The following is a 22,216-nucleotide window of genomic DNA, read 5'->3' on the forward strand; positions in this document are numbered from 1 at the left end:
TTTTTCAATAAGTATTACTCGCCATATGAATAGCGAACCAATGTGTTATAAAGTTAGGATGTAAATTTCGGGGGGCGCAATAAGCGGGTGACGGGCGCGTCTATTATTTTAGACAGATAGAAAAAGGCATGACCTTGGTTCAACGGATTATATCGCATACCAGTTGAGTCAGTCACCCATTGAGTGTGTGAGCCGTGGCAATGCCCACAGTGATGACAATCTGACGGGTTGTGGGCATTATCAGAAGTGGATTGTACGCTTGATGCCTTTTCATCTGACAATGAGACATCGTCCTTTTCATGCTCGTGAATTTCGGATAAATGCGTGACATCAACGGTATGAAAATCCAATGAACTGGCGACAGCAGTGAGCGACTGAAATAAAATCAGCATGATCACGATGTAACTTGTCATCTTATGTTTAGCCATTTAGCTAAAGCACTCCCGTTACTAAACGCATGAATAATAGCACGCTAAACCATTTGCACAAACATATGCACATTATTAATGCTCATCCTGTTCATCGCGGCAAGCTTCATCTGCAAATTCAAATTCAATCGTGGTGTGTACAAAATCAAATTTTGCCAACTCTTTGCGCAGCCGCTCTTTTAAAGCAGTAATGTTTTGAATAGAGATATCCTGCTTTAATTCAACATGCGCAGTCATCACATTGTGCTCACCGTCTAACGACCAGATATGAAAATGATGGATGTCTTTCACTTCATCACTGTCTGACAGAGTATTACGCACCTCATCCATTTGTTTCTTATCGGGCGTTGCTTGCAAAAACAATAGTAATGTTTCTTTTAAATTACGTATTACATTAAATAAAATGAAGAGGGTGAAACCGATTGATAGTATTGGGTCGAGTATTGCCCACGGTTTGAACATCAATACAATCGAGACGATTAATACAGCCACCCAACCAAGCACGTCTTCCAATAAATGCCAGTTAAGGATCTTCTCATTTAGGGTGCTGCCGCCGCTTAGTTTATAGGCCGCAAAACCGTTGACGGTGATGCCGAAAATTGAAAGCAGCAACATGCCTTCTACTTGTGGCATCTCGGGATTTGATAAACGAGGAATAGCTTCAAACAATATCCACACCGAGCCGGTAATTAAGACCAGCCCGTTTATCAATGCACCCAGCAGCGAAAAGCGCTTATAGCCATAGGAAAAGGTATTATTGGCCTCTTTATCACCGAGTTTGTTTAAGCCCCAAGCCGTACCTATCGATAGACTATCACCTAAATCGTGCACGGCATCTGCCATGATAGCGGTGCTGTTTGTTAGCCAGCCGCCAATAAACTCGATAATCGTAAACACCACATTCAGGAAAAATGCCCAGCCTATTCGATTGGAAGCGCCGTCACTGTCATTTGCATGGTTATGACTGTGCATAATCAATTTGCTCCAATATTTTTTGATTTTCATCGCTTATGGGTAGCGTTTTAAACGGGCTAACGTTTGCCCCGCCAGTGTTGCCTGTTGGAATAAAGCCAATGGCTGTTTTCGTTAATGCACCGATTAAACGAACAACCTGTCCTATGGTTTCTTTAGGATCGCGTAGCTTAATGCAGTGTTTGAGCATGTGAAAATGTGCTAAACAATGCAGGTAAGTCGAGTGTTGACCGATGACGTGAGCATCTTCTAAGTGATGAAATGCCGAATCATACTGCTTATTGTGAAGTGCTTTGGAATAGTCCTTAAGTTTACCTTCAACAAAAGACTTTGCCGCTTGATAATAGCTCATGATACGCCCTCAGAATTTGCATTGTCAGTTAGTGTTTGATTAGCGGCTAATTCACTTTTCGCATCTTTTAATATCATCCATGCCCCGCGCAGCACAATGACTGAAACAACCATACCGATAATTAAGTCTGGTAGACGGCTGTCAAGCCATAGCACCAATGCGCCAGCGAAAATAACGCCCATATTCGCAATCACATCATTCGCTGAAAAAATCCAACTTGCTCGCATGTGCACCTCACCATCTTTATGGCTGCGGATAATAAACAAACAAATTACATTGGCGACCAAGGCCACCGTGCCCATTCCTATCATAAGATGAGAGACCGGCTCACTTCCCATCACGGAGCGACGAATAATGTCGATTAGGATAATAGCGCCTAGCATTAATTGAAAATAACCACTCACTCTTGCCGCTTTGGCCTTGTGAATAATAGACTTTCCCACTGCATAAATACCAATCGCATATACAACGGCATCAGCCAGCATATCAAGCGAGTCAGCAATTAAAGCAGTGGAGTCAGCGAGCACGCCAACGCCAAGCTCAATTGCAAACATGACCGCATTAATCCCCAATAGCCAATACAAGACCTTTTTTTGGGATGCATCTTGGATTTCAACTTCGCAGCCGCAACCGCTCATGAAACAGTCCTCTTTCATACTTAATGAAACTAGTATAAAGTCTATACCCACTATAGAGTCAATTAACGAAAAGCGTTTTTTATGAAAATAGGCGAATTATCAAAAAAGAGCGGCTGTTCAATTCAAACCATCCGCTTTTATGAGCGAGAAAAACTCATTAGTCCTTGTCAGCGAACAGATAGTAATTACCGGCTTTATGATGCATCATCATTGAGCCGGTTGCGCTTCATACGTCAGTGCCGCTCACTTGACTTGACCTTGGCGGAAATTACACAGCTATTGGAAACTAAAGAGAGTCCTGAAACGAGCTGCGCAAGCATCAACAATTTGATACTCGACCACATGGTTGAGGTATCCCAGAAAATAGCTGAACTTAATGAGTTGAAGTCCACCCTTGCGGAAATGGTTGAGGCCTGCAATGACAATAATAAGGTGAAAGAATGCGGAGTGTTGCAACTATTAGAGGATTAGTATTTCGGTAAAATTTGCGCCCTGAGTAAATATGATGATGCTTTAAAAGTCGCTATGTGAAAAAGGGAACAGAACTTTTTTGGCTAAATTTTGACTATGTTCTATAACAATATATGTATCTTTCTGCCCAATGAAGCTATTTGATGATGACTTCTCAACGTTCGCTTTCTGCTGTAATTCAGCCATATTGAGGCCGAAAAGCCCGCTCCTTGCATTAAATACGTATTTGTAAATAGACAAGATAGAAGTCGCGTTGTGTCATCAGTAGTAGTCGAACTTAGAACATATTGCTTCTCAAAAAGATCAAAAAAAATCAAGAAATATCAAACATTATTACCTTCGACATCTGTATTACTTAAAAAGTAGAGCATCGACTATCTATTTCGATACTCTACGTCAGTGAGGTTAACTTTCAAACAGCTGAGCACAACATCCACGCCCCAGCTCCGATCATGAACAGATTTTCCGTGAGCGAAACAAACCCAAGCGGAACATCGCTATCTCCACCAACGCACGCGCACTTGAGCTCTCGTTTATCGATATACACTGCTTTAAATACTGATATTGCGCCCACCGTTCCAATGAAAAGGGACACAGGTCCTACAATAAATCCAGATATCGACGCTAGCATGCCAATACCGGCGAACGCCTCCGCAAACGGATAGACATAGGCATATCTGATGTTGCGCATGGCTAACAAATCATAGGTAATAAATGAATTTGAAAAGGTGTATAGGTCGCGCAATTTTTGAATGGCCAATATGGTCATACTATAGGCAACGAACAACTCAACGACATTTATTAAGTTAACGCCGGAGGTGTATGCAAAACTTGTGGCTAAGCTCATTAAAAAGGCGACTGCAAAAATGGCTAGTACGGGCGTATAGGTTGTGCCGGTTTGACCTGCCGGCTCCATGCCAAAATAATCTCTCAAATCGTCATAACCGCCAATTTTATTGTCGTCGATGAAAGTTTGAGGTGTCGTTTCAACATTATTTTTTTTCTTAAACTCGTCAGTTTCTTCTCGCGACTTCAATTTATGGTCTTCTACTTCAAAGCCTTTTCTTTCGAGAAGGTCTTTTGAGCGTAACCCATAAGGGCAAATATGCTCACTGGTGTGCATTCGATAAAGCGTTGCTGTTTTTTTCATCTTATCGTCCTTATATCAATCTAGTTAACTATTGATTATTGTCCACTAAATGCTGGGACAGCTCTTTTAGAGGCGTCATCGGCTGATGTCGCAATACCATTTTTTTCTATATCCTCAAGCAACCATTTCATTTCTTTAATTTCGCGCTCTTGCGCACTGATGATCTCGTTTGCCAATTTCTTAACGCGAGGGTCTTCGATGTTTGCTCTGCCGCTGGTTAATATGGCGATAGAGTGGTGCGGTATCATGGCTTTCATCCACGAGGAGTCTGCAACTGTCGTTTGAGAGCGAACCAAGAATAAGGATATGACAAAAACCACTGCACCACCCAATAATATCATTGTATTTTTTGCTTTTTTTCATACATGTTCAACATAAATAGCAACATAATAATCGCCATCATTGCGCCCATATATATCGCCATATATAAACGAGTTTCACTAAAGAAAACGTGGTCAAACGCAAAGGTGTTAAAATACATCATTAGCAGCATTGCTGCGGTTGAGGTGAAAATCATTGCAAAAAATTTAGTGTACTTGGTCATATTAGGTCCTATTAGGTCCTATTAGGTCCTATTTTATTACTTATTCATTGTTTTAAAAATTAATGATGCAGAACAGCTTACAAGCAAGAAACCTGTCATGGCTTCAATGCCTGCAAGAAGATATAGATGCCGTAATGGCTCAATTGGAGCCATTCCCAGTGTGGTGAGATTGATTAGCGAGAAATAAAAGATGTCGACAAAGGTGGCAACGGCTTCTCCATCAAAATCACCTAGCCCGAGCGTAATGGAAACTCTAAAGCTAATTGCAAACAACAGCGCCGCAGTTAACTGACTAATAGTTATTCCATACACGACGCCTAGTAGAGTTAAAAGCGGCGACAGTCTGGTGTTGTCCATCCACGCTCTGAGTTGTTGCAGCCAAAAATAGTGGCTGCCCGTAGCTAAACCGATGGTTACAAAAGCAATCAAAAGCTGAAGTATAACTTCCATTTTATTGTCTTCTCTATCCTCTTAAAACCAAAAACGCGCACCCAGAACAAGTCCAGTTTCGCTTATCGGTTCACCGGCGAGCTCTGCAACATCGGCGGTGTTGCCCAACGATTTGCTCCAATACATACCCACATAAGGGGCAAACTCTCGCGAGAATTCGTAACGGTAGCGAAGCCCTAATCGAATTGAATTGAAGCCTGATTGGCGATCAAACCGTTCAGACTCCGATAGGGAGGCGCTAATTGCTAAACGAGGCTGAAGATATGAGGTTTGTGTGACTCTTACTTCATATTCTGCTTCCATTGCAAAACTGATGTCGCCATCTTCATTTATCATTAACGAGTTATCCATTTCAAATTGGTAGGGTGCCAGGCCGTAAAGGCTTATTACCGCATAATTCTCCATATTAGATTCTGCTTGTTAATGTTCCTCGAGTTCCTAATCCTGCTTGCAACTCCCAGTAGGGCGCAATTAATTTACTAGCGAGTATCTCTGCTCGTTCAATGTCTGTTGGCTCACCATCATTTTGTTTGTTTTCACCTTCACTTTTGAAATAAAGGCGATATGTGTCACCACCGTACCAGCCAACCATATCCCATACCCCAATATTTTCATCTTCATCGGTGCGGGTATATTCGAAACGGTCAAACAGTATCGTACCAGTGTAATAATCAACAACAGGCTCTGGCCAATCAGATGGTGGTGTTTCTTGAGCATGTGCACCTGCAAGTAGGGCAGTCATGCTAGTCGCTGCAAGAGATAAAATAATAGTATTTACATTCTTCATAGTCATCTCCTAAGATACCGACACAATTCTGAACATACCTGCATCCATGTGATACAGCAGATGGCAATGGAATGCCCAATTTCCGGGTGCATCTGCGCTAATGAGTAGCGATACTTTTTCACTGGGCTTTAAGCTGATGGTGTGTTTTCTTGGCGGTGGATAATTGCCATTCTCCAGCTCCATCCACATACCGTGTAAATGGATAGGATGATTCATCATAGAGTCGTTTACCAAAATAAGCCGTATTCGTTCACCGTATCTAAAGTGTACAGGTTCTTTCACTTCGCTAAATTTAAGACCATCGAACGACCACATGTAACGCTCCATGTTGCCGGTTAAATGCAGCTCAATAGTCTGAGTTGGTTCGCGCTCATCTGGCCATGGTTCAGCACCTACTAAATCGCTATATAATAAAACCTTATGCTGAACGTCTTCTAGTCCAATGCCGGGCTCATCTAAACGGCTGGTCGGATTGCTTGCAATCATTGATGCCCCAACGCCATGACCCGAAGAATCGTGTTTGATGTCAATGCTGTCTATGGGCAGTGGTTTTTTACGTTGCGGCATATTCATCATTTCTGAATCGCCCATATCATTCATTTTTGACCTATCTGAATGCTTGCTCATGGATTTTGTTGAGCCGTTCTCATCCATATTTGGCATGCTATCCATGGAAGACATATCTCCCATTCCCATCGCTGCCATTCCGCGCTCTGGCATTTGGCGAAGTTCAGGAACAGATGCTTGAACGCCCAAATCAGTCGCTAATGTACCGCGAACATAACCACTTCTATCCATACTTTCAGCATAAAGCGTGTAGGTTGTGGCTCCTTTGGGTCTCACAATTACGTCGTAGGTTTCAGCAACGGCAATGCGAATTTCTTCGACAGTAACCGGTTTTACTGGCTGACCGTCTGCAGCAACGACAACCATCTCTAATCCAGGGATCCTGAAATCAAAGTAGGTCATAGCAGAACCGTTGATTAGTCTTAGCCGCACGCTTTCGTTTGGTTTGTACAAAGCCGTCCAGTTTGTTGAGGCGTCCCGCCCGTTCATGAGGTAAGTGTACGTTGAGGCGGTAACGTCTAAAATATCTCGTGGGTTCATGCGCATATCAGCCCACATCGCTCTCTCTTTTAGCGTATTTATGAAGCCGCGTTTTTTGATGTCGTTTACGGTGTCCTCAATGGTTCTTTGTTGATAGTTGTAATAACCTTCAGCGACTTTTAAATGTCTGAATACATCATGTGGGTTTTCGAAAGTCCAATCGCTAAGCAAAATGACGTGTTCTCTGTCGGCACCAATGTCACCATCTTTCGGATCTATAATGACTGGCCCCAAATGGCCGAGTTGCTCTTGCAAGCCTGAGTGGCTGTGATACCAATAAGTACCGTTTTGCTCAACATCAAATTGGTATCGAAACGTCGAGTTTGGCGCTATCCCAGGAAATGCGACTCCCGGCACACCGTCCATCGTGTAAGGTAAAATAAAGCCATGCCAATGTATGGACGTGCTATCGTTGAGTTGATTGGTCACATTAATGGTGACATTTTGGCCCTCTTTCAAACGTAATAATGGGCCCGGTGACGTGCCGTTTATAGTAATAGGCTGAGAAGTACCGCCTGCAATATGTTTGGCTTGTTTTGCAATCGTTAAATCGATGACCTCGCCACTAACGACGCTGTTACCAAAATTCATTGCCAAATTATTTTCATTTATGCTTTCTTTAGTATAGCCCTGAGGCATAGCCCATGGCGCTGACATTCGACTAGTTAATGCTAAACCGCCAGCGGTGTACACGGCATTTCTTAGAAATGTGCGCCGCTGATTTTGTTTTGTGTTATTCATTTACAACCTCACATTAATATCTACCGGACTTATATCTGACTTTTACATTATCGTAAATCCCGCTAAATAAAAGAAAAGCACCCAATAAAAGCCGCTATCTGACAAAGATGTAATGCAACGGTAATCTGCCTGTTATGAAGTTTGTATCTGCATCGTTTAAATTAATATGGCTGGCAGAATCATTAGTTAGCCTTCAGAACTTAAGGATATTTATGAAGATAGAAAGTATGCGCGACATACTGCACTGGACTGTAAAATTCCATGAGCAATTGGCGACATGTCTGAAACATTGCGCGCCGAGTCACTCAGAGCGTACAAAAATGGCAATGCAATACTTGCTCGCTCACGAACAGCATCTTGCGGCTTTGGTTAAAGCGTTTTCCGATAACGCTAAGTTTAGTGAATTGGAAACCTTGTTTATAGAATATTTGGAGAAAAACCCAATTTTCCTACACGACCATTGTGACGGTGATTTTGAGAATAAAACGGAATCTGAAATTGTTGCTAACGTGCTTGACCAGCATCAACAGGTAATAGACCTATACTCATACTTAAAAGAGCAGGCCATTATTCCTCATCATATAGAGCTTCTAAGCAACTTATTGAAGCTTGAAAATCAAGAAATAATATTAATGGCACAAGGCTTGAATCGTTTTCAAGATATGTAGCTTCGCTTTACGGACAAATGATGCCTCGTACTCCGTACAACATGATAATCAAGGACGTTAATAATGGCCGAACACGAACATTCAAATTATGACAAAGGCAGTTTGAGCTTAGCCGGCGCAATAGCAATGGGTACTGGCGTAATGATAGGCGCGGGCATTTTCGCACTGACCGGGCAAGTAGCTGAACTAGCTCGCGAGTGGTTCCCCTTTGCTTTTTTGGCTGCTGCCATCATATCTTCAGCGAGCGCGTATTCCTACGTTAAGCTATCTAACGCTTTCCCTTCGGCAGGCGGTATTGCTATGTTTTTAGAAAAAGCGTACGGGAAGGGCACAATAACCGCATGTTGTGCCTTATTGATGTACTTTTCTATGGTTATTAATCAAAGTTTAGTTGCGCGAACCTTTGGCAACTATGCTCTGCAACCTTTTGACATCGAGCCAGAGAGATGGATGGTACCTGCTCTTGGTGTTGCTTTACTAATTGCCGCGTTCTTGATTAATGTACTTGGAAACAAAATTATTCAGACGACGTCTTTTATCATGGGAATAGCCAAAGCAGTGGGGTTGCTGGTGTTAGCGGGCGGGGGTATTTACGTTGCTGATGCGGGTTTTACTAGCACTTTTGTTGTGCCTGCTGATACGAGCGTTAGTAACTTTATAGGCTCCGTGGCGTTGGCTATTTTGGCTTTCAAAGGCTTCACTACTATTACTAATAGCGGAGGCGAGATTGTTGATCCAAAGAAAAATGTGGGTCGAGCCATTATCATTTCAATATTCATCTGCTTTATAATCTACATGTTGGTAGCAGTAGCGGTTGGAACTAATTTATCGATAGATGAAATTGTGGTTGCAAAAGACTACGCGCTAGCTGAAGCGTCAAAGCCAGCATTCGGAAGAAGTGGCCTTTGGATCACGGTAGGCTTTGCTATTGTTGCTACAGTGTCGGGTGTTATTGCAAGTGTGTTTGCCGTTTCACGCATGCTAGCGATGTTGACTGATATGAAACTAGTCCCGCACAGTCACTTTGGCATGCCCGGCAGCGTGCAACAGCACACAGTTGTATACACTGTGGTAATCGCCATGTTACTAACAATTTTCTTTGATTTGAGCCGGATTGCATCGTTAGGCGCAATCTTTTATTTGCTCATGGACATAGCAATACATTGGGGCGTGTTTAAGCACTTGCGTAAAGAAGTTAACGCAAGTGCTGTAATCGTGTTAAGTGCAATAGCATTGGATATCGTGGTGCTAGGGGCATTTATTTGGATAAAGGCATCCTCTGATATATTGGTGATCTGGACTGCGATAATTGGCTTAGTGCTCATTGTAGGGGCTGAGAAGTTATACTTAAGCAAGTTTCGAACAGATTCATAATTTAAGATGATGCTCATTAATAGAGAACATCAAGATTAAAAAGTACTGGAATAGAATGTGTAATTAAAACTGATTTTCCAGGGGGGTAGTTATACTCCTGATATGTATCGCTATGTCTGATACTGTTCAGTATTGGACATTGGCTAGGCGGCAAGTTATATTGTAGATACACTAACTCAAGATTGCTCACGCTTTGGCCACGACTAAACCCACACCTTTGTTTCCAACCTATGCTGAACTGACTGAGTTGACTCTTAGCGACTATCCGCAGCTGTCTGAATACTTAGAGAATCAACCTAAATGGATGAAGCAACACTGGCACTGGGCAAAAGATTATCTGCTTTATATTGGTCGAAACAAATCTGAACACACGTACGTACGTTTTCGAAACGACATCGAAAAGTTTTTACTGTGGGTGTTTATGGTTAATATGCAGCCTGTTGACGATTTACGCAAAGCTGATATTTTGCGCTACATTGATTTTTGTGTCGCGCCGCCTGTTAAATGGATAAGCACTCAGTTACATGACAGATTTAGCGTAAACAACGGATTTTTTGCTTCAAACCTTAACTGGACACCATTTAGGCAAACGCCGCCAAAATATGATAAAGACAGAGTACTCGACCCCAAAAAATACAAACCGTCTCTACAGACCCTAGAATCAACATTTGTTGCGCTTAGTTCATTTTACCGACACCTGATAGATGAGGAAATTTGCTTTGGTAATCCCATCCCATTAGCGAAGCGTGATTGCAAGCACATGATAAAAGATAGCCAGGTAAAAACTATCAGCCGACTAACAGAGCACCAGTGGCAATATTTGCTCGATACCGCTGTTGAATTAGCGGATACAGACGCCCTTTTTGAACGAAATTTATTCATTATATCTACAATGAAAACCTTGTTTCTTCGGCTATCTGAACTTTCAGAAAGACAAGACTGGATACCCGTAATGAGCCATTTTTGGACGGATGAAGATAATAATTGGTGGTTTAAAGTCTATGGAAAAGGCAAGAAAATACGCGATATTACCGTACCGCAAAGTTATTTAAGTTACTTGAAGCGATATCGTGAGTGGCGTGGTCTTTCTTCGCTACCATCAAAGGGTGAGCAAACCTTATTGGTAGAGAAAGTTAGAGGCCGTGGTGGGTTAACGAGTCGACAGATAAGTAGGCTTGTACAGCAGGTATTTGATGCAGCATTTGACAAAATGAAGTCAGAAAAAGGGTTAGAAGCTGCACAGAAACTAAGTGAAGCGACGACACATTATCTGCGTCACACTGGTGCCAGTATGGAAATTGAAAGAGATCGTCCCCTGAAAGACCTGTCTGAAGATTTGGGACACTCAAGCAGTGCAACTACCGATACAGTTTATGTTCAGGTTGAACGAAAAAAACGTGCTTCATCTGGTAAAGATAGAAAAGTCGAGTAGCTAATGGGATCCAATACATGTTACATGTGCGACGCTTTAGCAACGACGAAAGAGCACATACCACCAAAAGCCATCTTTCCCAAACAGAAGGATTTGCTTGGGGAATTCAGCCTACGCAAAGAACTAATAACGGTGCCATCTTGTGAGGAACACAATAATAATAAAAGTAGAGACGATGAATATTTAGTATTTTGTCTATCTACCTGCTTTCACGGAAACGACATAAAGGAGCAACTGTTTAACACGAAGATTATGCGGGCAATTGAAAGGCGTCCTGACACGTATTCGAACTTTTTAGATAATTATCAACGTGTAATACTGAAACATCCAGATGGAAAAGTAGAACATACCGCCGCGTATTCAATCGACCTAAAACGTTTTGATAACGTGTTATCACATATAGCACGAGGCTTATATTACCATCACACTCAAACTAAATGGGAAGGACCAGCACTTGTCATGAGCAATGAATTACGTGATCTAAGCTCTAAAAATTCGGAAGAAATTAATGCAATTACTGATGATACTATTGAGCGAGTAAGTGCATTTTTATTTGATACAGAAAGTTATGGCCAAAATCCAGAAGTGTTCTCTTATAAAATTCATGACAGTAGGCCCAAGGGCTTCGTAATTCTGATGAAATTCTACTCGGCAATAACAGTAGCGGTAACGTTAGCTGAAAATAGTAAAATCAAATAATTTCGGCATATGAATTAGAGGCTTAGGCGAAATTATCGAAAATTAGTGACCTAAACGGTAGTTCAGCCAAACCTGCATGATAATTTTTCATCAAATCCACAACACTGATCTATATGGCGTATTAACGTCTATGAATATACATTAATCAAGCTTTACGGAAACACGATGATAAATACAAAAAATTTTAGAATAGTCTCTGTTATTGCTGCCATCATTATTGGTATTGCAATATGGTTTACGTTTTTTAGTCGGGTAGCGCCTCCTGATTTTAAACAGTATCCTGCAGGACCGGAGCGAAAAGCAGCATTTTTTGCGCATTTTAAACCTATTATAGATGACGTTAATCGCGAGATAAGGGCTGATCGCAGCAAAATCAGTGAGGTCTGCCAAGCTGACAGCAAAGCAAACACTCAGTTGTCTGACCTAGCGATAAAGTATCGGGTTGATAAGACCGATATTGAAGCGGAATCACTTTGCGCCGTGTTAATGCGACGCGCAGATGTAGTGCCTGCCTCATTAGCGTTAGCACAGGCAGCCAACGAAAGTGCTTGGGGCACGTCCCGCTTTGCTCAAGAAGGCAACAATTTTTTTGGGCAATGGTGCTTTGAAGTAGGCTGTGGCATTGTGCCAAACAGCCGTGACAAAGGTAAAGCGCATGAGGTGGCTGAATTTAAATCAGCCGCTGAGTCTGTTAAAAGTTACATGCTTAACTTGAATGGCCATGATGCTTATAAGCCACTACGAAAAATCCGTCATACTCTGAAAGCGAAAAATGAACAAGTAACAGGTATTGAGCTTAGCCATGGCCTGAACAAATATTCTGAAAGAGGCGAAGAATATGGTGTGGAATTGCGTCAAATGATTCGTTTCAACAAGTTGACTCAGTACGACTCGCCATCTTTATAATTTAATCCAATCAGAAGCTTAGCCAGACTACTCAATGTGAAAAGGTCGGGCTGAACGGTTAAGCTTTTCCTTGTAAAGTGTCAATTTACCCATTGACACTTTATCATTCATTAAGCTGAAATAGTTGTTACGTCTTTAGCAAAAAGGAAGGCGAGTTTTGCATGTATTAGTTCTGCACGGCTAGCGTAGTGTGTATTTCGCAAATGTGCTAATTGCTCGGGGCTTAGTTGCTCATCAAAATATATGACTCGGCAGGTATCAGCCTCAAGTAACTTACAGATTAAATCGAATTGAGAATGTTGACACGAAGATTGTATTTGCAAATACTCATGGTGTTGTTGCGAGAACACATATTGTTTACTGATATTGCAAATCCAACCGCCCCTCGTAGATGGCTGAACGCGAGTTGAAATAGGGAAATGAATGATGCCAGCATGATTACTCATGGCGTTATGTGTAGTAGGAGTAAAACTTGTATTCATATTCAAACCCTTATAAATCATTGCTGAGCGTTATTCGCTGATTAGTTTATTAGACTGCGCTCTCATTGTTTCCACAGTAGTTGTATAGGTAGTAGCTGTATACGCAGTAGCTTTATATACAGTACGTTTATACAGTGTATGGATATACAGTAGTACTGTATAAGATAAATTGCAATAACTATTTAAAGAAGTTTTTAATTTTTTGCTTTCTCAATACAAGTAAAATTAAGCCGAGCACAATGTAAATATAGGGCTGTAACTCGTTTGCTTTGATTGACCAAAGAAAATGCAATAGGCCAAGCACCAAGGCGATATAGACCCATCGATGCAATCGTCCCCATGATTTTCCCATTTTTCGTTTTACTGCTTCTAATGAAGTCAGCAGCAGCGCACTTAGTATTAGAAGCGCAGCAAAACCAACAGTAATGTAAGGCCTTTCAATTATTTCACTCGCAATGAGCGCCCACTCAAACTGCAATTCAAAAGCAATAAAGACAGAAAAATGAGCCAAGGCATACACCGCGCTATAGACACCGAGGGTTTTTCTTAGGCCTATAAGTTGGGCAAATTTAAGTGATTTGGCCGCTGGACTAACGCACAAGGACAAAAGCAAGAGATTGAGAGTACCTATGCCTGTGAAGTCTAGTAAATGTTGTACAGGGTCACCTACAAGCCCTCCTGTAAAGCCGAGAAACAGGGTATAACTCAACCACAAAAGCGAAGTTGCATGGATTAGGAGGCGAGTAGTAAAAATATACTTGGTGTTTACTCTTATCGGTCGGTCAACTAAGGCAGATTTCAACATAGTTATCTAATAGTATTTTCTTAAGTCCATATTCGAATACAAAGAGGCGACTTCGTCATAACCATTAAACATTTTTGTATCAATCCTATTTTGGTCAAACACACTACTGCCCATTATTCTTCGTTCTCTCGCTTGAGACCAACGTGGGTGATCTACTTTAGGATTTACATTTGCATAAAATCCGTATTCACTCGGGATCAGAATGTTCCAGCTGGTAGGAGGCTGTTTGTCTGTGAGGGTAATAGAGACTAATGATTTAATACTTTTAAAACCATATTTCCATGGCGTTACCAACCTGATTGGAGCACCATTTTGTGGCGGCAAGGTCTTTCCATACATGCCAACACTTAAAAAGCTTAAAGGATGCATCGCTTCGTCTAAGCGCAGGCCTTCTACATAGGGATAGTCTACACCTCCACCTACAAAGCGGCTGCGTTGACCGCGCATTTGCTCTGGCGCTTCAATCGTAGCAAAGGCAACATATTTTGCGTTGCTTAAAGGCTTCGCTTGAGCGATAATTTTACCTAACTCAAAACCAATCCAAGGAACGACCATAGACCAAGCTTCTACGCAACGTAAACGGTATATTCGTTCTTCTAATTGGAAACGAGAAAACAAATCATCGTAGTCCAAGGTGATAGGGTTTTCTACCAAGCCATTGATTTGTAACTTCCATGGATCAACCACGAATTCTTGAGCATGCTTTTTAGGATCGGATTTACCTGTGCCAAACTCATAAAAGTTATTGTAGCTAGTAGCAATAGATTCTGGCGTTTGCGTTAGTGCCTCTGACGTACTTTGCTTTTGATAGTCTAGGCCACGTTGTTCAAATATCTTTTCTTCTGACTTGAACCAATCTAGCGGACCGGCACTTGCCGATGCACTCAATAAGCCCGAGGCACCAATAAAGCCAAGCTTCTTTAAAAGATGACGACGCGAGTGGTAAACCGCTTCGTCAGTCACTTGGTTTTCAGATGTTTGAGAAGATTTTGTTGACTTAATTAGCATACTAAAGGCCTTTGTTTTTTTATATGACCGGGAAACTATGATAATTATTACGCCACATGAGCAATTTAGACCAGTTTTGTAGCATCAAACAAAACGATCGTGAAAGCATTGTTGGAACAAATATCCTTAGCGGTTTTCTCCAGCTCCATTAACTTTGGGCAAGAAAAGGGTAGAGTAAATTCTATTTGCAAACTCATCTGTCATACCTGAGATATAATCCGCAATAATACGAAGTTTTGCGTTTTCGTCTTCTGCTAGTAGCCATCTTTGACCTGTATTGCTTGGTAATAGTCTTAACGGATCACTGGCAAAAACTTCAAAAAGTGACATCACAATTTGTTGACCTTTATATTCAATTAACTGAATGTCAGGTTTTTTAATAACGTGCTTGAACACATAATATTTAAAAAGGTTAAGGCCGCGCTCAAACTCTTCGGGTAAACAAGCTTCATAATCGAGCAGGTCAGCTTCGAATATATTCTTTTTATCAATAAAAATAGCGGTAATAAAACAGTTTACCAAAGCGCCAATTGCGTTTTTTCGCCGATAAGGCTTATCGCTGAAAAGCGCATCTTCCAAAGATGTCATATTTTCAGACAACCAAGGCACATCTAAGCCAATAATCGCTTCTGTGACTTCTCCATGAAAACTGGCTAAGCTGACTGAATTCATTACTATCGCGTCTTCTAAATCATGGATTGCGTAAGCAATATCATCTGCCAGCTCCATAATTGAACAGTCAAATGACTTATGCAGGGTTTTAGCATGCTTGTTTTCAAAGCTTTCGTAGGTCATGAATTGGGTTTTATCACTAAGCGACAAGGGAGATAAAACCCAATCGAAAACTTCTCTGTCACAATCAAACAAAGACTTGGGAGGATGCCAATCACTTGCGCGTACACTTGAAAAACGGTCGCTCTTGTTTCCTACGCACAATGGATTTGTTAACACTGACATAAAATTAGGGTATTTGATAACCCCAAGTAAGCTTCGTCTGGCTAAATTCATGCCATCGTTTTCGGTGTAGGCTTCTAGTTTTGTTAATATTCTAAAGGTTTGTCCATTGCCTTCAAAGCCGCCATTGTCACTCATCATATAGTGCAGAGCAATTTCGCCACCGTGCCCAAAAGGCGGATGACCAATATCATGGGCTAAGCATATGGTTTCGATGAGGTGTTCATCTATATCAAGTTGCTTTGCTAATGTGGGATACTTTTGGCTTAATTGGGCGGCTATTCCTGTCCCAATTTGCGCAGCTTCAAGTGAATGGGTTAGGCGCGTACGATAAAAGTCACTTATGCCCACACCCATTACTTGGGTTTTTGCTTGTAAGCGCCGAAATGCAGCGCTATGCATAATGCGTGCTTTGTCGCGTTGATAGGCACTGCGGTGATCACCGTCGCGTTTCGCGACGCGGTCTCCAATTCTTGCTAATCCAAGCTTAATATCCATTTAATACATCAACCGTTTTTTTCGCGCATTGAAATTACAACACCCTGATTGTCCTTACCAATAGAATAAGGACTAATTGATATTTCTATTCCCTTAGTATCCTTAAATTCAATCACACTGTAATGAGATTTCCCCACCGTATTTACTTTATCTACTATAGCGTGAATATCATCCATTTTGAACTTTAACGACAGGTCATGAAATGGACGGTTTAGATCAAAATCCATAATATTGATAAAATTGCGGATAGGGCGGGTGTAACGTCTAATATTCAGTTCACCATCAAGGAAAAGCACAGCAAGGTCGGTGGCATTCAATAAGTTCTCTAAATCATTATTGGTTTCAGTTAATTCAACAATTTTTTGTTGATATTCTGAGTTAACCGTATAAAGTTCTTCGTTTACTGACTGCAATTCTTCGTTGGTAGATTGCAGCTCTTCATTCGCCGCCATTAACTCTTCATTAGAGGTTTGTAGTTCTTCGCTGGTTGAATCTAAGTCATCTAGGGCTTCACGATACATCCGCTGACATTCAACATAAGCGGTTTCTAACTCTATGATACGTTGCTGTGTTTGTTCATCGGGACTGTAAACATTTACGTCTGCATCATCCGAGTATTCGATGGCGGTGTCTCGTATAAAGCTCAATGCAATGTATTTTTCTGCTGATTCGTTATCCACAAACGAAAAGCAACTAATCGTATAATGTACATTGTCTTCTTTTAGAATACTTCGCATGAGTACTTTATTGCCCTCACGAATAACCTCGTGGGCTGCCGACAATACACTACTCACAATTTCAGAACGCACAATTTCAGAGACGTCGTTGGTTACTTCGCCTGGGCGTAATTTCTCGGTGAACAGCGATGTATCACCGTAGGAATAAACCACCTGCAATTTTGGATTGAGTACGAATGTGGGCGGCAAGTACGCTTCTTGAAGATGCTCAAGCCCCACCGTTTTAGATTTAGGCTTAACCATTTTTCGATTTATTCGATCCACAAATTGCGGAATAGTTTTAAGCTCATATCCGCTGCGGCGAAGCCCCGACCCAGACATTTGAGCCATAGGTATGCGCACATCACTTCTTTTTTGGTAAATACGGTTGCTAGAATCTACAGCAGGGAAATAGTTAGAGAATTTTCCTGGTGACTCTGAACTACCAAGGACTAAGAAGCCATTTTTAACAAGGGCGAAATGGAAAAATGCCATCGCTTTTTGTTGTGCTGGTTGCTGAAAGTAAATAAGTGCATTTCTACAACTTACCAAGTCCATGTTCGAGAAAGGTGGATCTTCAATCATATTGTGAATTGCGAAAACCACTTGGGTTCTCAGCTCTTTAGCGACTTGATAATCACCATCGGGAAGTTGATTAAAATATTGCGCTAGATATTCGCTGGGCAATTCATCTTGAATGCTCGAAGGATAAATGCCATTGCCTGCGTAATTAATTGATATTTGGTCTATATCACTGGCAAATACCTTAATCTCACGCACCAAATTTAACTCTTTACACACCACATCAAATAAGATTGCCAAGGAATAAGGCTCTTCACCGGTAGAACAACCTGCACACCAAACCCTAATAGCCTTGCCATTTTCGGCACTTTTCACGAGCGGAATAACCACTTCTTTTTTTAGCTTTTCCCACGTTTCAGTATCGCGGAAGAAGCGAGTTACCCCTATCAATAAATCTTGCTTTACTAATTCAATTTCTTCGGCGTTGCCTTGTATATATTCCCAATAATCACTCAAAGAAACCATATTGTTGATGCTAATACGATGTTTAATGCGCCTAGAAACCGTTGATTCTTTGTAGGCCTTGAAATCCAAGCCAGTTTTGTCTTGAATGAGGATCAATATTTTTCGTAGAACATCCGTGTTTTGCGATAAATGATATTTAAAGGTTTCTGATTCTGCGCTTGCCAATGGGTGAGAAACATAATTTTTAATGTATTGTGGCATTTCGTGGGTTAACAGGACAAAGTCCACAGCGCCGGTCCCAATAGCGTTTTGAGGCATACCATTAAATTGTGCTTCGGCAGGATCTTGGGCAATGACCAATGCCCCCATTTCTTTCATGGCAACGATACCGCGACAGCCGTCAGAACCTGTACCCGATAAAATAATGCCTATAAGTCCAATTTCAGCGTCTTTTGCCAAGTGGGTGAAGATCGCATTGATTGGCAAGCTTATTCTATTTTCTTTGGGTAATTCAGCGAGGACAATGACGCCATCTATGATGCGTAATAGCTTACCAGCAGGTACCAAAAAGACTTTGTTTGGAAGTATTTTTTGACCATTTTCCGCCTGAACAATATCCATTTTTGTGTATTTAGCAAGCAACTGGTCCATCATACTTTTGAAGTCAGGGGACAAATGTTGGATTACAATGTAGGCACAGCCTAAGTCGTCATCTACTGCATTGAAAAAGCTTTCAAGTGCTTCTAAACCTCCAGCTGAAACACCAATAGCAACTACGTGAGTCGGTAAGTGAGAGGGGGATTTTTCGTTTACTACGTCGGTCATGTATTCTTCCTTTGACTTTGGGTTGTTAAACGGTATTCCCACAGTCATATATTGAAAACGTTTTTACGTTTGTTTTTCGCTTTAGCTAAGGTATATATTTACTGCATAATTTAAATACTCTGACGGACCATATAGAATTTAAGCAAAACTGACAAGCCCTAAGTTAAGTACTTGTATAAACAAGCAATATTAGCTATACAAAAGTATAGTAACAGGACTTCTTATCGCAAGTATTGCTATATCAAAAAGAGTTATAGCGCTGTCAAACTCCTTGCTACTGCAGGAAAATATAGACCATTTATTTTTGTTTATATCCTTCAAAGAAATCATACATATCAGACAATGCCGGTTGTAATACTTCTTTATGCGGTAAAAAAACCAAACGAAAATAACAACCATCAGTCAAGTTAAATGCACTTCCATGCACCAGCAGTATTTTTTTCTCTTTTAATAGGTCTAAAATCAAATTCACATCACTACTAATATTAAATTTCTTAGCATCGACTTTAGCAAAGCAATACATAGCACCTTTAGGATTCACACAAGATATACCTGGAATTGCGTTAAGTCCGTTAACCGCAACGTTGCGCTGTGATACTAATCTGCCATTTCCATTGACCAAATCATTGATGCTTTGATACCCGCCTAAAGCCGTCTGAATAGCATTTTGACTAGGGACGTTTGAACACATTCGCATTGATGAAAGAATAGTTAAACCTTCTATGTAGCTTGTCGCAATTGCTTTGTTACCACTAACCAATAACCAGCCAGCGCGAAAACCTGCAACGCGATAGTTTTTAGATAGACCACTAAAGGTTACACAAAACAAATCAGGGGCGAGGGCGGCAATACAATTATGCTGGCTTTGATCGTATAGCACTTTGTCGTAAATTTCGTCGCTAAAAATAATAAGTTGATGTTTGCGTGCTAGTTCAACAATTTGAAGTAAAAGCTCTGTAGAATATACCGCTCCGGTAGGATTGTTGGGATTGATAAGCACAATCGCCTTGGTTCGCGGGCTTATTTTAGCGCTAATGTCCTGTATGTCTGGAAACCAATTAGCTTGCTCATCGCATCTGTAGTGCACGGCATTGCCAGAGGATAAGTTTACTGCAGCTGTCCATAAAGGATAATCAGGAGCTGGAATTAATACCTCATCACCACTGTCTAAAAGTGCCTGCATTGACATAGTGATTAGTTCGCTAACACCATTGCCTAAATAGACATCTTGGATCTTAATGTTTTCAATCCCTTTTTGCTGATAATACTGCATTACAGCGACTCTGGCGCTATAGATACCTTGGGCATCTGAGTAGCCCTGCGCGTTAGGTAATTGACGAATAACATCTTTCAAAATGTCGTCAGGTGCTTCAAAACCGAAAGGGGCAGGATTACCAATATTTAGTTTTAAGATTCGGTCTCCGGCTTCTTCCATACGATTGGCTTCAGCCAAAATAGGACCTCTAATGTCATAGCAGACGTTCTCTAGTTTTTTTGACTGTTTAATGTTTTGCATCGGGTTATTAACGCCTTCTTACGACCACTATTTAAGAAACTAAGCAGCTCGCTTAATGTCATATTTTTCAATATGCTAAGAGTAAACCAATGCCTTGCTTGTGTTAAGTAAAGTTTTGATACATTTTAGTGATTTTTGTACTTTTTATTTTGCGTTATACTCTGTAATTACTAATAAAAGGATGTCGAATGCCAGCTCCCTTAATTTGGCTTGGTGCCGCTGCGCTTGGTTTGTATAGCGCAAATCAAGCAAACACTGCTTATTTGAAACGAAAAAGAATTGTTGATGCGATGCCAGGCGAGAGTCAACATGTGATCGCACCGGTCAATGGTAGTATTGTTACGTGCGGTATTTATGGCGTATTGGACCATACCGGTATTTGGGTTGACGGCAACATTTACGAACTTGCAGGCAGTGGTTTAGTCAGATGTATATCACCAACACGTTTTATTGGTGACAGAAGCGGTAGTCAAATTTATGTAGCATGTGACGCAGATAACCAGCCTTTATTCGATACCGATGCGGTAAAGCGGGCTCAAATGCTGTTGTATACCAGTGTCGACTATCATCTACTCAGGCAAAATTGTCATAAATTTGTTGCAGAACTACTTGCCAGTAGGGATGTCGACGTGACCAGCTTTAGTGATCTAAATTCCTTCCTATATGATTTTTTTGCAAGGTCGATTCGTTGGAACTTGACTGAAATCAATTTTCGTTGAGTTTCTTTTGACCTAATTAGACAACTTGCATAGTATAGGTATTGAGAAGCTCTAAGCTTGAGCTTAAAATCGGTGATGTAGCTAAGTTGTATATATCCAATATTCATTACCTACCAATCAAGTAGTAAGATACTCTTAGGGAGATATGCATGTCTCAAAACGTTGAAAAAGTTGAACAAGTTGATGATACTAACGTTGAAACATTAGAAGAAAACGCTATTGAAAATAGTGGTATAGCACGTGTAATACCCGCCGCAACTATCGATAAATTTGCTTGTTTTAAATGGATTGCTCTGGCAATTAACGACTTTAAAAATGCAAAAGTCATCAGTATTTTTTACGGCATAATTTTTACCCTCATACCTATTGGTATTACCTTACTCATACAAGCATCTGAACTTTACCTCATTATTTTTCCAGCGATGATTTGCTTTATGTTACTTGGACCTTACCTGGCTGCAGGTTTGTACGACGTGTCATGGCAGTTCGAAAAAAAGAATAAACCTTCATTGCGTCATTCTTTAAAAGCTATGTCGAGAAATGCAGTAAACGAATGGGCTTTTGGTATCACGCTCATGGTTTTGATGATATTTTGGTTACGCGTAGCTAGTTTGATACATGCATTATACCCGTCTTACTTAGATCCGACCTTCGCTAATATATGGCCGTTTTTGATTTTAGGTACGATAGTAGGCGCCGGTTTCTCTGCGCTAGTCTTTTTCATAAGTGCCTTTACGCAACCTATTTTGTTGGAACGAAAGGTGGATTTAGCAACGGCTGTGCTAACGAGCATGAATGCTGTGTGGCGCAACAGAATGGCCATGTTCATTTGGGGTTGCGTAATTTTGTTCTCAGTGTTTTTAGGATTTGTTACCTTCTTTGCTGCCTTTATTGTGATTATGCCTATTTTAGGCTATGCAACTTGGCATGGATACATAGAAACAATTCAAACTAAGCGGGATCGTAAATTCGTATAAGGTTGACAAG

General features: G+C 41.0%; 23 protein-coding genes and 1 pseudogene. 8 read left to right on the top strand and 16 right to left on the bottom strand.

Annotation, left to right across the window (positions count from 1 at the left end):
• Positions 1-53: 53 nt before the first annotated feature.
• The 4 genes from AC0L6H_RS15430 to AC0L6H_RS15445 form a co-directional block, all read right to left on the bottom strand.
• On the bottom strand, positions 54-428 hold the full coding sequence (locus AC0L6H_RS15430; RefSeq protein WP_411694618.1) for a hypothetical protein: 375 nt from the start codon (positions 426-428) through the stop codon (positions 54-56).
• 75 nt (positions 429-503) lie between these two features.
• Positions 504-1,400 carry a cation diffusion facilitator family transporter gene (locus AC0L6H_RS15435; protein WP_473390004.1) on the bottom strand — a complete coding sequence of 299 codons (897 nt, stop codon included), beginning with the start codon at positions 1,398-1,400 and terminating at the stop codon, positions 504-506.
• Positions 1,387-1,752, bottom strand: coding sequence for a DUF3703 domain-containing protein (locus tag AC0L6H_RS15440; RefSeq protein ID WP_412971013.1), 366 nt, complete (start codon positions 1,750-1,752; stop codon positions 1,387-1,389). The genes AC0L6H_RS15435 and AC0L6H_RS15440 overlap by 14 nt, the downstream gene beginning before the upstream one ends.
• The gene (locus AC0L6H_RS15445; RefSeq protein ID WP_473390005.1) at positions 1,749-2,390 is read right to left on the bottom strand and encodes a cation efflux transmembrane domain-containing protein; all 642 of its coding nucleotides are present in this window, start codon (positions 2,388-2,390) and stop codon (positions 1,749-1,751) included. The genes AC0L6H_RS15440 and AC0L6H_RS15445 overlap by 4 nt, the downstream gene beginning before the upstream one ends.
• An 81-nt stretch (positions 2,391-2,471) precedes the next feature.
• Here AC0L6H_RS15445 and cadR point away from each other — a divergent pair, with 81 nt between their 5' ends.
• A complete protein-coding gene (gene cadR, locus AC0L6H_RS15450; RefSeq protein WP_411694623.1) occupies positions 2,472-2,861 on the top strand; it encodes a Cd(II)/Pb(II)-responsive transcriptional regulator in 390 nt (129 codons plus the stop codon).
• A gap of 412 nt (positions 2,862-3,273) precedes the next feature.
• Here the strand turns inward: cadR and AC0L6H_RS15455 are convergent, their stop codons facing one another.
• The 6 genes and pseudogenes from AC0L6H_RS15455 to AC0L6H_RS15480 all read right to left on the bottom strand — a co-directional run bounded on the left by AC0L6H_RS15455 (position 3,274) and on the right by AC0L6H_RS15480 (position 7,640).
• The gene (locus AC0L6H_RS15455) at positions 3,274-4,011 is read right to left on the bottom strand and encodes a MauE/DoxX family redox-associated membrane protein (protein WP_473390007.1); all 738 of its coding nucleotides are present in this window, start codon (positions 4,009-4,011) and stop codon (positions 3,274-3,276) included.
• A 35-nt stretch (positions 4,012-4,046) separates the two neighbouring features.
• Positions 4,047-4,555: pseudogene (locus tag AC0L6H_RS15460) on the bottom strand (DUF305 domain-containing protein).
• Between the two features lie 36 nt (positions 4,556-4,591).
• On the bottom strand, positions 4,592-5,005 hold the full coding sequence (locus AC0L6H_RS15465) for a two pore domain potassium channel family protein (protein ID WP_411694626.1): 414 nt from the start codon (positions 5,003-5,005) through the stop codon (positions 4,592-4,594).
• Positions 5,006-5,026: 21 nt separating this feature from the next.
• Positions 5,027-5,410 carry a copper resistance protein B gene (locus AC0L6H_RS15470; RefSeq protein ID WP_473390009.1) on the bottom strand — a complete coding sequence of 128 codons (384 nt, stop codon included), beginning with the start codon at positions 5,408-5,410 and terminating at the stop codon, positions 5,027-5,029.
• Position 5,411: 1 nt separating this feature from the next.
• Positions 5,412-5,792, bottom strand: coding sequence for a copper resistance protein B (locus AC0L6H_RS15475; RefSeq protein ID WP_473390011.1), 381 nt, complete (start codon positions 5,790-5,792; stop codon positions 5,412-5,414).
• 9 nt (positions 5,793-5,801) lie between these two features.
• On the bottom strand, positions 5,802-7,640 hold the full coding sequence (locus AC0L6H_RS15480; protein ID WP_473390012.1) for a copper resistance system multicopper oxidase: 1,839 nt from the start codon (positions 7,638-7,640) through the stop codon (positions 5,802-5,804).
• A gap of 212 nt (positions 7,641-7,852) precedes the next feature.
• Here AC0L6H_RS15480 and AC0L6H_RS15485 point away from each other — a divergent pair, with 212 nt between their 5' ends.
• The 5 genes from AC0L6H_RS15485 (at position 7,853) to AC0L6H_RS15505 (ending at position 12,719) form a co-directional block, all read left to right on the top strand.
• A complete protein-coding gene (locus AC0L6H_RS15485; protein ID WP_208805455.1) occupies positions 7,853-8,308 on the top strand; it encodes a hypothetical protein in 456 nt (151 codons plus the stop codon).
• A gap of 63 nt (positions 8,309-8,371) precedes the next feature.
• Entirely contained in the window at positions 8,372-9,682 is a 1,311-nt protein-coding gene (locus AC0L6H_RS15490) for an APC family permease (protein WP_473390014.1), read from the top strand.
• A 193-nt stretch (positions 9,683-9,875) separates the two neighbouring features.
• Positions 9,876-11,114, top strand: a complete 1,239-nt coding sequence (locus AC0L6H_RS15495) for a tyrosine-type recombinase/integrase (RefSeq protein ID WP_473390015.1) — start codon at positions 9,876-9,878, stop codon at positions 11,112-11,114.
• A 3-nt stretch (positions 11,115-11,117) separates the two neighbouring features.
• Positions 11,118-11,813 (top strand): hypothetical protein, encoded by a 696-nt coding sequence (locus tag AC0L6H_RS15500; RefSeq protein ID WP_473390017.1) that lies wholly within the window; start codon positions 11,118-11,120, stop codon positions 11,811-11,813.
• Between the two features lie 165 nt (positions 11,814-11,978).
• Entirely contained in the window at positions 11,979-12,719 is a 741-nt protein-coding gene (locus AC0L6H_RS15505; protein ID WP_473390018.1) for a glucosaminidase domain-containing protein, read from the top strand.
• Positions 12,720-12,829: 110 nt separating this feature from the next.
• Here the strand turns inward: AC0L6H_RS15505 and AC0L6H_RS15510 are convergent, their stop codons facing one another.
• The 6 genes from AC0L6H_RS15510 to AC0L6H_RS15535 form a co-directional block, all read right to left on the bottom strand.
• Complete coding sequence (locus AC0L6H_RS15510; RefSeq protein ID WP_473390020.1) at positions 12,830-13,201, bottom strand: hypothetical protein; 372 nt, start codon at positions 13,199-13,201, stop codon at positions 12,830-12,832.
• Between the two features lie 178 nt (positions 13,202-13,379).
• Positions 13,380-14,006 carry a protein-methionine-sulfoxide reductase heme-binding subunit MsrQ gene (locus AC0L6H_RS15515; RefSeq protein WP_473390021.1) on the bottom strand — a complete coding sequence of 209 codons (627 nt, stop codon included), beginning with the start codon at positions 14,004-14,006 and terminating at the stop codon, positions 13,380-13,382.
• A 6-nt stretch (positions 14,007-14,012) separates the two neighbouring features.
• A complete protein-coding gene (msrP, locus tag AC0L6H_RS15520; protein WP_473390022.1) occupies positions 14,013-15,014 on the bottom strand; it encodes a protein-methionine-sulfoxide reductase catalytic subunit MsrP in 1,002 nt (333 codons plus the stop codon).
• Positions 15,015-15,140: 126 nt separating this feature from the next.
• Positions 15,141-16,466, bottom strand: a complete 1,326-nt coding sequence (locus tag AC0L6H_RS15525) for an anti-phage deoxyguanosine triphosphatase (RefSeq protein WP_473390024.1) — start codon at positions 16,464-16,466, stop codon at positions 15,141-15,143.
• An 8-nt stretch (positions 16,467-16,474) separates the two neighbouring features.
• Positions 16,475-18,994 (bottom strand): CheR family methyltransferase, encoded by a 2,520-nt coding sequence (locus AC0L6H_RS15530; RefSeq protein ID WP_473390025.1) that lies wholly within the window; start codon positions 18,992-18,994, stop codon positions 16,475-16,477.
• A gap of 298 nt (positions 18,995-19,292) precedes the next feature.
• Positions 19,293-20,510: a pyridoxal phosphate-dependent aminotransferase gene (locus AC0L6H_RS15535; protein ID WP_473390026.1), complete on the bottom strand. Its 1,218-nt coding sequence runs from the start codon at positions 20,508-20,510 to the stop codon at positions 19,293-19,295.
• A 188-nt stretch (positions 20,511-20,698) separates the two neighbouring features.
• On the opposite strand from AC0L6H_RS15535, the gene AC0L6H_RS15540 reads away from it, so the two are divergent.
• Both AC0L6H_RS15540 and AC0L6H_RS15545 read left to right on the top strand, forming a co-directional pair.
• Positions 20,699-21,229, top strand: coding sequence for a hypothetical protein (locus AC0L6H_RS15540; protein ID WP_473390028.1), 531 nt, complete (start codon positions 20,699-20,701; stop codon positions 21,227-21,229).
• 149 nt (positions 21,230-21,378) lie between these two features.
• Positions 21,379-22,206 (top strand): DUF2189 domain-containing protein, encoded by an 828-nt coding sequence (locus tag AC0L6H_RS15545; protein ID WP_473390029.1) that lies wholly within the window; start codon positions 21,379-21,381, stop codon positions 22,204-22,206.
• Positions 22,207-22,216 lie beyond the last annotated feature (10 nt).

It is taken from the genome of Glaciecola sp. G7-5 (assembly GCF_055808975.1).